The organism is Nostoc flagelliforme FACHB-838 (assembly GCF_014698065.1).
Lineage (GTDB): Bacteria > Cyanobacteriota > Cyanobacteriia > Cyanobacteriales > Nostocaceae > Nostoc > Nostoc flagelliforme_B.
Genome location: NZ_JACJSI010000038.1, coordinates 1 through 13,878 on the forward strand (window position 1 = coordinate 1; position 13,878 = coordinate 13,878).

The window sequence follows — 13,878 nt, forward strand, 5'->3', positions numbered from 1 at the left end:
TCACTGCTAGATAACTTGTTGAATCAAGGCGAGTTAGTCATTAAGTGGCATCGGAAAATCAAAAACAAAGGTAATTTCAGTTATATTGCAGCTTAAATGCCGATTAGCTTAGCTTGACAAAATAGGTAGTTAGTTAGCGCTGAAAGCGCTTGTAGTTTCTTTGGCAACTTTATCTATTTTAGGAGTAACTGAAAGATGTACAACATGCACTGAACAAGGAGCATGGTGAAGAACGTAGTTACTCACACTACCGAGAAATAGTTCCATCAGCCCAGAACGGCCCCTACGCCCCATGACAATTAGGTCAGCGCCATGACTATGGGCTAAATCACAAATGATGCGACCAGGATTACCAACATTTTGTGTAAATTCGGTCGTTACACCTGCTGTGTTAGCTTGGGCACAGAAAGATTGCAACATTTGAATTCCTTGATCTTTAAAGTTATCCCACTGCTTTTGGTATAACTCAAAGCTTTGACCACTGAATCCCGGATAGTAGTCCATATTAGACAGCATAGGTAGGTAAGGACTACCCTCTTCTTCGGGAGATAGGACATGCACTAGCATTAAGCCAGCCTGTGTTAACTTTGCCAAACCCAACGCTTCTTCAAAAACCTGTTGCCCTATTTGTGAGCGATCTAATGCAACTAGAATCTTTTTAAACATCATATAGACCTCCGATTTCATTGGTAATTGGTCTTTACGGTTTCGGGTTTCCAGATGCGGGATTGTCAAAAATGACTAATCCCTCAACTATGTTTAGCGACTTGTGAATTTTAAACTTATTAAAGGTTTTCGCCCCATATTTATTTTTATAGCAAAACAATTTGAGGAAGTTGTGAGGAAAGCAAGCATTGCTCTTTGATTATCAGGGATCATCCCGTTTTGGAAGAAACATCTTTAGACCCTCACCCTAAATTCCTCTCCCGACTTTGAGAGAAGAAGTTTAAAGCTGGTTTCGCGTTCGGGTAATACCAGCAGGGGCTAGGAGATGGGAACGAATACGTGCTATCACTCAATCCGCTGTACTACACAATCGTACTTGAAGCGGTGCGTAGGCGTAGCCCGTCGTACCACTTCGTGGAAGCAAGCTACGCGTAGCGTCTCGTAGAAAAGACATCGCAACACAATAATCACCTTAGACCTCTTAATTGCTCAGGCAAATTCGGATTGTGGGAGATGAAGCTCGTAATTGTAGAGAGCAGCAATAAAATTAAACCTCAAACTAAATCTTTTTTGAAGATTTCTATAAATAAGGGACAAATTTTTAAATAGCTTTGATTTACGTATACATACTTAGTCAATAGTAAAAAAATATCAAAACTTTATCTTATAAAGGTTAATTCTTTAAGGCAAATACATAGACAAAACCTATACTTGTAAAAAGACAAATAGGGAAATTCCCGAAAAAATTTAGCCAAAGTTGTAAGTAATGAGCCATTCACCAATATTTAAAAGATTAGCCCGCACGCTTGGGATTGTCAGCTATTGTCAAAAGCGTAATATTTCAACGAGCGAAGGCATTGAACGCATTTATCAACTTGAAGAACTAATGTCATTGCGTAAAACTAAGCGGCGACAATTTCTGACTGATTTAGGAAAATTGACAATATTGGGTGGAACAATTGGTGTAGGGTCTGGTTATTTTCATCGTACTTTGGCCGCACCTTCTTCAATGGATGCAAAGATAGCGATTGTAGGTGCTGGTTTAGCAGGACTCGCTTGTGGCTACGAACTCAAACGTAAAGGAATTAAAGCCACTATTTACGAAGCTAGTGACCGAGTTGGTGGACGCTGCTACTCACTTAATGGTGTCTTCCCTGGTCAGGTTGCCGAAAGAGGTGGCGAGTTTATAGACAATTTGCACAAGACCATGTTGGGATATGTAAACGAATTTAAGTTAGAAGTCGAAGATTTGTCAAAGCAACCAGGTGAAGTATTTTATTACTTTAATGGTCAACGTTATCGGGAATCAGCAGTAGTTGATGAATTCCGAGATTTTGTGACGGCAATGAGAGTTGATTTACGCACCCTTACACAACCTACTGCGGATAAATTTACTGCATCTGAGCGATTATTAGACTTCACTAATCTTCAAGATTATCTTGATAGTCGTGGAGCGGGAGCTTTGCTGAAAAATGTGATTAAATCTGCATATACTGGTGAATATGGTCGAGAAATTGACCAACAAAGTTGTTTGAATTTTCTCCTATTTATTCATGCAGATAGACGCTCTAAGTTTAAACCTTTTGGGGTGTTTAGTGATGAACGTTATCATGTTATTGGAGGCAATCAGCAGATTACTGAAGGATTAAAAAACCGATTAATAGAACAGATACATTATGGTAAAAAGCTGATTGCTGCCAGGAAAGATAGCGCAGGTAAAATCGAATTAGTTTTTAACAATGGTTTAAGTGAAAAGTTTGATGCTGTAGTATTTTCTCTTCCTTTCTCAACTCTGCGAGAAGTAGATTTAAAAGGACTTAAGCTACCTCAGTGGAAACTTGATAGTATTAATAATTTAGTTTATGGAACTAACTCAAAATTGATGGTAGGTTTTAATGGTCGTCCTTGGACTACCCTTGGTAGCAATGGTAGTGCCTATGCTGATCTTCCCAATCTCCAGGCTATTTGGGAAACTAACCCTAGCAAAGCTACATATAACCGGGCAGTCTTAACAGATTACACTGGCGGCAATTTAGGTGCAAGACTTAACCCAAAAAATCTTCAACAGGAAAGTGGTAAGTTTATTAATGAACTGAAGTTTGTCTTTCCTGGTGCAGATATTTCGGCTGTACGGATTAAAAATACTGAATATCTAGCTTATTTAGAAAACTGGTCATTAAATCAACTAACTAAAGGAAGCTATACCTGTAATCAACCTGGTTACTTTACAACAATTGCTGGTAATGAAGGCAAATCAGTAGATAACATCTACTTTGCAGGAGAACATACTAACTCTTTTTATGAATGGCAAGGTTTTATGGAAGGTGCTGCAATATCAGGTATTAATACTGCCAAGCAAATTTTGAAAAGTTAAAAAATAAATCGCTAAGGCTCTGATTCCAATTATCACGAAGCATCAGTGTAGTATCCGATTACAATATTGCGAGTTCCCTCTTTTTTCGGTGGATAGGGTTATTTGGGTGTTGGATTATTCATTTATAAAGTATGAAAATAGGTGTTTATTTTTAGATGATGATTGACCTCTCCCCCAGCCCCTCTCCGAAGCGGAGATGGGAGCCGGATTTCTCCCCCTTCCCTTGTAGGGAAGGGGGCTGGGGGGTTAGGTCTGTGTGCGAAGTGCGAAGGTGCGATTGCGTATTTTTACAATACAATTGTTCTAAATATAACTCAAAGTTTTAAAGTCCTAGGTATAATCTGTTATTAAAGTTACTTAAAATAATAATTTATGAGTACTGCACCTCGCCCAATGACCGTTAATGAGGCTTACCGACTCTATCGCTCAGGTAATTTGTTAGTAAATCGTAAGTATCAACGAAAGCTTGTTTGGACAGTATCAGAAAAAGAAAAATTAATTGGAAGCATTTTACTTAAATATCCAATACCTCTTATTTTGCTAGCAGAACGGCCCCAAATCCACGGCAGTGGTAAGTATGAAATTATAGATGGAATGCAAAGACTAAATGCAATTTTTAGTTTTATTGAAAATACATTTTCCTTTGAAAAAGAATATTTTGATATTAATGAGTTTTCCTATGCTAGGCAATTAGCAGAAAATGGTATTTTTTCAAAAATACAAGACAATAGTGCTAACATTCTCGCCAAAAACAAATGTGCTGATATTGTGGATTATCTATTAGCAGTCACAGTTTATACTGCAATGGAGGAAGAAGATATTACTGAGATTTTTGGTCGAATTAATTCAAGTGGTAAACATTTAAGTCGTCAAGAAAGAAGACAAGCAGGGGTAACTACTCTGTTTGCAGAAGTGGTAAGAACAATTGCCATGAAGCTACGTGGAGATGATTCTGAGAAAATATTACGTCTTCCTGAAATGCCAGAAATTAGTATTGATTCAAAACAATCTAATCAAGGTTATAAAATTCAAGCTGATGACACAATATGGTGTAAACAAGGCGCTCTTAATGTAATACAGTTACGAGAAAGTGAAGATGAACAGATGATTGCTGATATTGTTGCATCTATTTTGTTACATGAGCCACTGTCACGCAGTACTGAACGTTTTGATGATCTTTACGATCCAAATAGTTCCTTCGCTCAAAAACTTGAATATGCTTTGATTGCTTATCTACCTAAAAGACTTGAAGAAGAAATAATAAAAACTTTTTCTATACTTAGGGAAACTATAGAATCTTATAGTTCAGAATCAAAGTGTTTGTTGAAAATAGTAAATCCTAAAAGTAATAATCCTATACCAACTGCATTTTATACTATTTTCATGGCTTTTTTTGATTTAATCATTTACCAAGATTTCTCTCCAACAGATCCATCAGGTATCATGAATGCTTTAAAAAATCTTCAACAAAGACTAGATTTAAGTCATCGCTACACAAAAACAGAAGACAGAAAAAATAATATTAACCAAACAAAGGGATTGATTCAAGGTTTTTTTGCTAGAAGAGAACCACCAGTACTCGGACACGGAGTTGAGTTAGCACTAGATTTTGAAAACTCTTTACGTCGTTCTCGTATAGAAACAACGAGGTATGAATGTAAGCAAGGCTTTCTTGATTTGTCTCCTAGCAGAAAGTTCAATCTCGATCTACTAGAAAGAATTATTGAGACAATTTGTGGAATTGCAAATTTATGTTCAGCTACAGATGGATATATTCATATTGGAGTAACTGACTCGAAAAAGGATGCTGATAAAATCGAAGAACTAGACAAAATTCAACCTATTGAAATTAATGGTAGATATGTCGTCGGAATTGACAGAGAAGCAAATTTACACAATAAAACTAAAGATACAGAGCAATATGTAAGGATATTAAGCAATGCTATTCAAAACTCTGCTCTTAGTGAACCACTTAAAACACAGGTACTAGCAAAGTTTGACACAATATTATATAAAGGACTGTCAGTAATTAGAATTACGGTTCCTCCTCAAATAGCAGTATCATTTGTTGGGAAAACAGCTTTTACAAGAAAAGACTCGTCTACAATACCTGTAGAAGGGCCTGAGTTACTGGCTATTAATCAGCTTTTTCAAAAATGATTATTTTAGCATGGTGGGCATTGCCCACCCTATTTTAATTATCTACTAACGCAAACTACTAGCTGGCATACCCAAAATATCCTCAAGCCTCGGCATATCTTCCAACGCAATTACTCGCCCTTCATCCTCAAAACCGGCGATTTGATCAAAGTTCAAATACCGATACAAATCATCTGCAAAAGGATGAATTCTACTCGCCACAATATCCAAGTATTCCTGCACTGTAGGAAGTCGCCCCAGTAGCGCACAAACTGCGGCTAATTCTGCTGAACCAAGATACACTCGCGCATCTTTACCCATGCGATTATTAAAGTTGCGGGTAGAGGTAGAAAATACTGTTGTGCCATCAGCAACTCGCGCTTGATTACCCATGCACAAACTGCATCCTGGCATTTCTGTTCTAGCACCCGCAGCCCCAAAAACGCTGTATACACCTTCTTCTTTTAATTGGTGTTCATCCATGCGCGTTGGTGGTGCTATCCACAGGCGAGTTTTCACTTCACCTGCGCCTTCCAAAACTTTCGCTGTTGCCCGATAATGACCAATATTCGTCATACATGAACCGACGAATACTTCTTGCACTGGATCATTAGCAACTTCCGATAATAACTTAACATTATCGGGGTCATTGGGAGCAGCAACAATTGGTTCTTTAATTTCGTTCAAATCAATTTCAATTATTTCGGCATACTCTGCATCGGCATCGCCTTCTAATAACACGGCATTTGCTAACCATTCTTCCATCTTTGCCACACGGCGCAGCATGGTACGCGCATCTTGATAGCCCCGTGCTATCATATTTTTCAGCAACGCTATGTTAGAACGCAGATATTCAGAAATTGTCTCTGCACTCAGCTTAATTGTGCATCCGGCACAAGAACGTTCGGCGCTAGCATCGGTGAGTTCAAAGGCTTGTTCAACTTTTAAATCTGGCAAACCTTCTATTTCTAGAATTCGCCCAGAGAAGACATTTTTCTTGTTCTGCTTCTCTACTGTCAGCAAACCTTTTTGAATTGCTACGTAGGGAATGGCATTCACGACATCGCGCAGGGTGATACCTGGTTGCAATTCACCTTTAAATCTTACCAAAACTGACTCTGGCATATCTAAAGGCATCACACCCAAGGCGGCTGCAAAGGCTACTAATCCAGAACCGGCGGGGAAGGAAATACCCAAGGGGAAGCGGGTGTGAGAGTCGCCGCCAGTTCCCACCGTGTCGGGTAGCAGCATCCGGTTTAACCAAGAGTGGATGATACCATCACCGGGACGCAGGGCGACACCGCCACGAGAAGCAAAGAAATCGGGGAGTTCGTGATGGGTTTGGATGTCTACTGGTTTGGGATAAGCTGCTGTGTGGCAGAAACTTTGGATTACTAAGTCTGCACTAAAACCAAGACAAGCGAGTTCTTTCAATTCGTCGCGGGTCATGGGGCCTGTGGTATCTTGAGAACCAACGGTGGTGATGATGGGTTCGCAAGATGTGCCGGGACGCACACCAGGTAATCCGCAAACTTTACCTACCATTTTCTGTGCTAGGCTGTAGCCTTTACCTGTATCAAAGGCTTGCTGGGGACGGGTGAAGACTGTGCTGTGTTCTAAACCAAGTGCAAGACGAGTTTTGTCGGTGAGGGTACGTCCGATAAGTAGGGGGATGCGTCCACCTGCGCGGACTTCATCGAGGATGGTGTCAGGTTTGAGAGCAAAGGTGGAAATAACTTCGCCTGCTTCGTTTGTGATTTCGCCTTTGTAGGGATGGATGGTAATTACCATGCCGGTTTCGAGTTTGGTGACATCGCACTGAATAGGCAAAGCACCGGCATCTTCAGCTGTGTTAAAGAAGATTGGCGCGATCGCACCACCTAAAACATAACCCCCAGCGCGTTTGTTTGGCACAAAAGGTATATCATTTCCCATGTGCCACAATACTGAGTTGATAGCAGATTTACGCGAGGAACCTGTACCAACTACATCGCCTACGTAAGCTACAGGATGCCCTTTTTTCTTCAGTTCGGCAATGGTTTGTAAGCTTCCCGGTTGCCGTGACTCTAACATCACTAAAGCGTGTAAGGGAATATCCGGGCGAGTTGTGGCGCTTTGGGCGGGGGATAAGTCGTCGGTATTGGTTTCGCCTGGAACTTTAAAAACGGTGACAGTAATCGCTTCTGGGACTGTAGGGCGACTGGTAAACCATTCAGCTTCCGCCCAAGAGTCAACCACCCGTTTGGCGAAAGGATTGGTTTTAGATAACTCTAAAACATCGTGGTAAGCGTCATACACCAAGAGGATTTTGCTTAAAGCGTTGGCGGCGTAGGCGGAAATGGGTTCCTTTCCTTGTCCACCCATTACTAGAGGTGTTTCAGATGAGTCTGAGACGGATACAGTGGGCCATTGCAGCAAATCGATTAAAGATTGTACATTGTAACCACCTACCATCGTGCCCAGCAATTGCACCGCTTCTATGCGCGAAACCAAGGGACTAGTGATTTCCTTTTTAGCGATCGCGGTGAGAAATCCAGCTTTGACATAAGCTGCTGGATCAACACCAGGAGAAACGCGATCGCTCAATAAATGTAATAATATCTCCTCTTGACCCTTTGGCGGATTTTTCAGTAATTCACATAATTCTGAGGTTTGCTTCGCATCCAATGGTAAAGGAGGAATACCGAGTGCTGCTCTTTCGGCAACGTGTTTACGATATTGTTCTAGCATTTTTATGTTCTCCATTGGGATGTTCTATCTTTAATTATGAAATTTTTAGGCAATCCTTGGCTATAAAAGTTTAGCTTACTTTTATGATGAAAGCCTTACTGGTAATCGGTTGTTTGCAGCTTTTTTTATACTGGAAGAAAGTATGAGGCAAATGGAATTCGCTACTACACAAACATTCGCCCTTGGCGTTCCCGCAGGATAGGCCACCTCCGTGGACTAAGAGGAAATCAAGAATTTGTAACCCACGGAGGTGGGTTTCGTCTGTATAGCCGTGACTTCTAGTCGCCAGGTGTAGTAATAAATTAGATTGATTGTTGGTTTAACCAATTTTCTAAATCAGCAACATTAGAAAAGTCTAGCAATGCTTCTCCTAAATTCTCTAATTGTTCAATGGATAAGCCTTTAATTCGCCCAATTAATGATGCATCAGTTTTACCAATACGGCGATTTAGTAGACGCTGTATTAAGTCTTGCCTTCCCTCTTTTTTGGCTTGTTCTCTGTCTCTTTGATAAAGTGGTTCTAGTCGCATAATTAACTCTTTATCAATCGAAATGAATTAGATTGATTGTTGGTTTAACCAAGTTTCTAAATCAGCAACACTAGAAAAATCTAGCAATGCTTCTCCTAGATTCTCTAATTGTTCAATTGATAAACCTTTAATTTGCCTGATTAATGATGCATCAATTTCACCAATACGGCGATTTAGTAGACGTAGAACTAAACGTTGTTCTCCTTGTTTATTCCCTTCTTGTATAGCTTGTTCTCTGTCTCTTTGATAAAGTGGTTCTAATCGCATAATTAACTCCCTATCATCTGCTTCTAATTCTTGGTTTACTCTCAAGTTTTCGCGCAAGTTGTAAACTAATTCAAGAGTTGCTTTTTGGTATGGATGATCTAATGGTAACGCTTGCAACTCGATAACTGTTTGTGACTGCACGCTTCCCCTACCTAAAAGTCTCAACCATAATGTCTCTGGTGTTTGGGGTAGTTGGTGTATCGCTATAATTGCTGTCCGCAACGCATCTGGCAAAAAATGTACTCCTGATAACCAACCTGCTTTTTGCATAGTTCCAAAGCTAGACAATCTAGTTTCAGATATGGTAGGTGTAAGAACCCACAATTTGGGAATTTCTGAATCCTGAAGTTTAGTTTTATTGGCTTTAGCTTCTCGTCGCAGGAGAGCTTTTATTTCTAATAATTTTAGAATACAGTCGCAGATTTCATCGGTAGAAGCTGGATTGCGGTATGGTTCTATAATCGCAGGCTGTTGGGCAAATCTTCCTAGCAAACCTAGTATTTGTATATTAGAGCTTTGCTGTTTAGCAGGAGTGAATAAAACATCTATTTCTTTAATCTCTCCTGATACTTTTTCTGATGCTTTAACTTCTCCGTAATCTTTTAGTAGTTCTTCTAGATAGTCTTTGGCGAATTTATCATGGATAAACCTGGTCATTCAATTTTAATATTTTGGAATTTCTGGGTTAATGCAAAGTCTTATTATATAGCAGTCCTGAACCATTCGTAATGAAATAGATCCCCGACTTCTTTGAGAAGTCGGGGATCTGGACACCTTTAATTTTTACAGATATCATTCTAAAAAAGTTAAAAGCAGATTCTATAAGCCTTTTGACTTCCGCGTAGCGGTACTAGGCGGTTAGAGCATTTTCATCTGATGTTTTATCTGTGTTAGATTTCAAGCGTGTTAATCTGCTTTTACGGATACGTTCGCTGTCTCTAACGCCGCCTGCAAGTTCATATTCGTTGCTGTTTTTGCCGTACTTGCAACCAACCCACGTCAGCATTTTATCTGAAACCTGACTTAAGGCTTTTTCCATCTCATCCAGCTTATTTCTAGAAGAGTCAATCATAGCTATAGCAGCGTTATACTCATTAAGCACATTGTGAAAATTGTCTATTAATTGAGTCAGGTTTTGCAAGTTGTGAGTATCATCAAAATTGATCTTTGGATCGATAGCTTTCAGTCCGGCAACTCTAAACTCAGCTTTTTCTAAAATCCGGGAATTACGTTTTCTTCGAGTCATAGTTTTACACTTTTAATAGCTTTACACAGCTATTGTGTCTCAATTAACCTAGATTTTGGTTCAGCAAAAAGCGCATTTTTTTAGTAAAAGTTTTTATTTATGTCCGTGATTTCTCGGAATTTAATCATCAAAGGTTGATTTTCAACAAAATAATATTATGTTTAAGCAATACACAAGAGGGCACAGCAATGCTGTGCCCCTACGAATGGTCTGTATTTCATGCAATTGAGAACCGCTATCAGCGATCGCTTTAACTTTAAGCCTTAATGTTGTAGCCTTAAGCCTTTATGTTCTAGCTCTAAGGCTTAATGTTGTAACCTTAAGTCTTAATGTTGTAACCCAAAGCCTTAATGTTGTAACTTTAAGGCTTTATGTTTTAGCTCTAAAGCTTTATGCTGTAACCTTAAGAGTTAACATTGTAACATTGATGACTAAAGTTGGTTGGTGAGTGCAATCATTGCTACATAGTGTATATTGTTGATTTACAGCGATCGCCACCGGAAAAGGCGGGTACGTCATCGCAATTCCCCCCACTGAATCACGAGAAGCACCCACATCCGGCCCGGCGGCTTTGAGAACTTCGCGGGTTGTACCAAATAAACTATAAAGAGAGTTCATCGCTTCTCGTACCAAACCCTGGTCAACTTCCAAAGTTTGTACAGCAATGCGTGTCACCAATTCCACATAAAGCGACCAAGCCGCCTTCTTTTGTGTGGTGTCAACTTTCCAAGACATCGAACCAATGCCAAAAGGTAGACTTACAGATACAGTCTCTAAGGAAACGCGATGCCTACGGTGGGCTACGCCTACGCGTTTCTTTATAGTAAGCAAAATTAACTAATTTATTTGTGTATTGTATAGTAAATAATGTTACTAACCTAAAAGTTGTTCAGAATTGGTTGCTATAATTATCAATCTTTTACCTAAATTTTTATAGTAAAATCTGGATATTTTTAACTAATTCAGATAAACTAAGAAATTTGTCCGTAGCATCACCTTGTTTTGTATATGCCTAAAACTTACACCGTAGAAATTGATCACCAAGGCAAAATTCATACCTTGCAAGTTCCTGAAAATGAAACGATATTATCAGTTGCCGATGCTGCTGGTTTGGAACTGCCGAGTTCTTGTAATGCAGGTGTTTGCACAACTTGCGCTGGTCAAATAAGCGAGGGAACTGTGGATCAAACTGATGGTATGGGCGTTAGTCCAGATTTGCAAAAGCAAGGTTACGTATTGCTTTGTATTGCCAAACCTCTTTCTGATTTGAAAATTCAGACGGAAAAAGAAGATGTACTTTATCAGTTACAATTTGGCAAAGGCAAATAATCAGCGAGCAGTTATCAGTATATCGGATGATTATTCATAACTGAATAACTGTTCACAGATATTACCAAATCTGATAAATTACCCAAGTATTTCATCGCAGATGAAATCAGCTATTCTATAAACTATAAATCAACAGGATTTACCCAAATGACGACTCATTTTCTTACGGCAGAAATTGATTTACAAGAAACCCCAGCAGAGTTACTAGAAGTAATTGAAACAGAGTTGAAGAAACAAGGCGAACCTCTGCGTTGGGCAGTTACTTCTGTGGATGCTGACGAACAAAAAGCTACAGTTGAAGCTGTGGTGACTACAATCGAGAGTTAGTATAGACGCGATAAAGAGAGACGCGATTAATCGCGTTTGTACAAGAGTTAGGATTTGATGGCTTGTGATTCATAAAATCATCACTCATAACTCAGCACTCTTAACTTAAGATGAATCGTGCGTATACCGCTATTTTAATTGTACCAACAGGCGTTGGGGCTGCCATTGGGGGTTATGCAGGAGATGCTTTACCTGTTGCCAAAGTCATAGCACAGGTTTGCGATCGCCTAATTACTCACCCCAATGTCCTTAATGGTGCAAGTTTGTACTGGAATCTTCCTAACGCTTTCTATGTTGAAGGTTATGGACTTGATAAATTCGCTTCTGGATGCTGGGGTTTGCGCCCAGTCCGCACTAACAAAGTAGGTTTGCTTTTAGACCAAGCTATTGAGCCAGAGTTACGGCTACGACATATACAAGCAGCAGATGCAGTTAGAGCAACTCTAGGATTGACCTTGACAGATTATGTAATTACTGATGCGCCATTAAATGTAGAATTGCGGACTACAGCATCGGGAGCTAGTTGGGGAACAATTGGCAACCCAGATAGCTTGTTACGGGCAGCCGAGATATTAATTAAAAAAGCGGGGGCAGAAGCGATCGCAGTTGTTACCCGTTTCCCTGATGATATGGACTCAGAAGCAGTGCAGAAATATCGTCAAGGTGAAGGTGTTGATTCTCTGGCGGGTGCAGAAGCCGTAATTAGCCATTTGCTAGTGCGAACTTTTCAAATTCCTTGCGCCCATTCTCCCGCCCTTTTGAGCGAACCTCCACAACCTGATTTATCTCCGCGTTCCGCCGCCGAAGAATTGGGCTATACCTTTTTGCCGTGCGTCCTTGTCGGATTAAGTCGTGCCCCACAATTTATAATAGATAAAGGAGCGATTGCATCAGAAAAAGGAGATATTTGGGCAGATGAAGTAGATGCTGCGATCGCACCTGCAACTGCTTGTGGTAGCAGTGCCTTAATGAGTTTAAGCCAAAGACGATGCCAAATAATTACAGTAGAAGAAAATAAAACTCTGATCAAAGTTCCTCCTCAAGCGTTGGGGATCAAAGCTATACAGGTAAACTCATATTTAGAAGCAGTAGGTGTATTAGTAGCACACAAAGCAGGCATCAACCCCTCCGCTCTGCGTCCCAAATTATCACCTTTGCAGTCAATTAGCCATTAGTTATTGTCTCTTTGCCCAATGACGGCAGTTGATCCACTTGGGGAGACCCCAAGACCGCACTGCCTCCCCAATGCCCAATTCCCCTTAAAAGCCTGTGATTGAACAACAAAAGAAAGAGCCAGAAATTCCATACCTGACGCGCATCCAAATACTTGGGGCGATGGGAGCGACTGCAATTATTTTGTTGATTGTCGCTAAACTTTCGTTACACTTTGGCAACTTTTCTCTATTTTCTTGGAACTTGAACCAAAGAGAGTTGCTGTTGGGTGTAGGGCTGGGGTTTGTCATCACCGCGTTAAGTAGCTTAACTCATCGCTTGTGGGCTGGCTATCGTAAAAGTGCAGATTATTACTTAGAAATGGTGCTGAAGCCTTTAGCTTTGCCAGACTTAATCTGGTTGGGGCTACTACCGGGGTTGAGCGAAGAATTATTATTTAGAGGTGTGATGCTGCCAGCTTTAGGCTTGGATCATTTGGCTGTTATTGTATCCAGTCTTTGCTTTGGCATTTTGCATTTTAGCGGTTCCCAACAATGGCCTTATGTGATTTGGGCAACGATTGTCGGGATGATATTTGCATATAGCGCTCTGCTTACTGGCAACTTATTAGTGCCGATTGTTGCTCATATTATTACCAATTTTATTTCTAGCTATTTGTGGAAAATGAAGCAATTGGCGGCAATTAAAAAATAAAGGATCTTCAGTACTTAGTATGTTAAATCAATGTGCCAAAAAGCTAATTTGATACAAGCTTTTTAAGATACTGGTAAGAGGAGAGGTTGGAGGTGCGGTGTTAGGGACTTTTGCAGGGAGCATCCCAATTTTGCAAGAATATGTAAGTCAAAAGCGAAGGAAGCGACAGCGTAGTGAAGCAATCCCATATCTTGCGATTGCTTCGCTCTACTAAGTTGCGCTCGCAATGACAATTTATAATCTGGGTTTGCCTTGTCGGTCAATTCCCATTCATTATTTGTTGCTCGGCAGAATGCGATCGCAATTTATGCTTAGTTTTTGAGCATTGGTCACATTGGATAACATCAGGACTTGACAACTAGTCTAATTTATTGTTGTAGCTGGACAAAAGTTCAACTTTTTTA

General features: G+C 40.1%; 12 protein-coding genes. 6 read left to right on the forward strand and 6 right to left on the reverse strand.

Translation table 11 applies throughout. From position 1 onward, the window contains the following. Positions 1 to 129: 129 nt before the first annotated feature. Positions 130 to 666, reverse strand: coding sequence for a universal stress protein (locus H6G97_RS19070; protein ID WP_190942338.1), 537 nt, complete (start codon positions 664 to 666; stop codon positions 130 to 132). 766 nt (positions 667 to 1,432) lie between these two features. Between H6G97_RS19070 and H6G97_RS19075 the strand changes: the two genes are divergently transcribed. Both H6G97_RS19075 and H6G97_RS19080 read left to right on the forward strand, forming a co-directional pair. Further along, positions 1,433 to 3,040 carry a flavin monoamine oxidase family protein gene (locus H6G97_RS19075; protein WP_190942288.1) on the forward strand — a complete coding sequence of 536 codons (1,608 nt, stop codon included), beginning with the start codon at positions 1,433 to 1,435 and terminating at the stop codon, positions 3,038 to 3,040. Between the two features lie 372 nt (positions 3,041 to 3,412). Then, positions 3,413 to 5,200 (forward strand): GmrSD restriction endonuclease domain-containing protein, encoded by a 1,788-nt coding sequence (locus tag H6G97_RS19080; protein ID WP_190942289.1) that lies wholly within the window; start codon positions 3,413 to 3,415, stop codon positions 5,198 to 5,200. Between the two features lie 45 nt (positions 5,201 to 5,245). On the opposite strand, the gene acnB is transcribed toward H6G97_RS19080, so the two are convergent. The 5 genes from acnB to H6G97_RS52605 form a co-directional block, all read right to left on the reverse strand. After that, positions 5,246 to 7,909, reverse strand: a complete 2,664-nt coding sequence (acnB, locus tag H6G97_RS19085) for a bifunctional aconitate hydratase 2/2-methylisocitrate dehydratase (RefSeq protein WP_190942290.1) — start codon at positions 7,907 to 7,909, stop codon at positions 5,246 to 5,248. Between the two features lie 302 nt (positions 7,910 to 8,211). Further along, positions 8,212 to 8,439 carry a DUF4351 domain-containing protein gene (locus H6G97_RS19090; RefSeq protein ID WP_190942291.1) on the reverse strand — a complete coding sequence of 76 codons (228 nt, stop codon included), beginning with the start codon at positions 8,437 to 8,439 and terminating at the stop codon, positions 8,212 to 8,214. Between the two features lie 27 nt (positions 8,440 to 8,466). Next, positions 8,467 to 9,363 (reverse strand): DUF4351 domain-containing protein, encoded by an 897-nt coding sequence (locus H6G97_RS19095; protein ID WP_190942292.1) that lies wholly within the window; start codon positions 9,361 to 9,363, stop codon positions 8,467 to 8,469. A gap of 193 nt (positions 9,364 to 9,556) precedes the next feature. Further along, positions 9,557 to 9,952, reverse strand: a complete 396-nt coding sequence (locus H6G97_RS19100; protein ID WP_190942293.1) for a hypothetical protein — start codon at positions 9,950 to 9,952, stop codon at positions 9,557 to 9,559. Between the two features lie 390 nt (positions 9,953 to 10,342). Then, positions 10,343 to 10,687, reverse strand: coding sequence for a hypothetical protein (locus H6G97_RS52605; protein ID WP_242054996.1), 345 nt, complete (start codon positions 10,685 to 10,687; stop codon positions 10,343 to 10,345). Positions 10,688 to 10,960: 273 nt separating this feature from the next. On the opposite strand from H6G97_RS52605, the gene H6G97_RS19110 reads away from it, so the two are divergent. The 4 genes from H6G97_RS19110 (at position 10,961) to H6G97_RS19125 (ending at position 13,474) form a co-directional block, all read left to right on the forward strand. Continuing rightward, positions 10,961 to 11,281: a 2Fe-2S iron-sulfur cluster-binding protein gene (locus H6G97_RS19110; protein ID WP_190894962.1), complete on the forward strand. Its 321-nt coding sequence runs from the start codon at positions 10,961 to 10,963 to the stop codon at positions 11,279 to 11,281. Between the two features lie 147 nt (positions 11,282 to 11,428). Next, positions 11,429 to 11,608: a hypothetical protein gene (locus tag H6G97_RS19115; RefSeq protein ID WP_190942294.1), complete on the forward strand. Its 180-nt coding sequence runs from the start codon at positions 11,429 to 11,431 to the stop codon at positions 11,606 to 11,608. 110 nt (positions 11,609 to 11,718) lie between these two features. Beyond that, positions 11,719 to 12,783, forward strand: coding sequence for a DUF3326 domain-containing protein (locus H6G97_RS19120; protein ID WP_190942295.1), 1,065 nt, complete (start codon positions 11,719 to 11,721; stop codon positions 12,781 to 12,783). A gap of 94 nt (positions 12,784 to 12,877) precedes the next feature. Then, a complete protein-coding gene (locus H6G97_RS19125) occupies positions 12,878 to 13,474 on the forward strand; it encodes a CPBP family intramembrane glutamic endopeptidase (RefSeq protein WP_190942296.1) in 597 nt (198 codons plus the stop codon). Positions 13,475 to 13,878 lie beyond the last annotated feature (404 nt).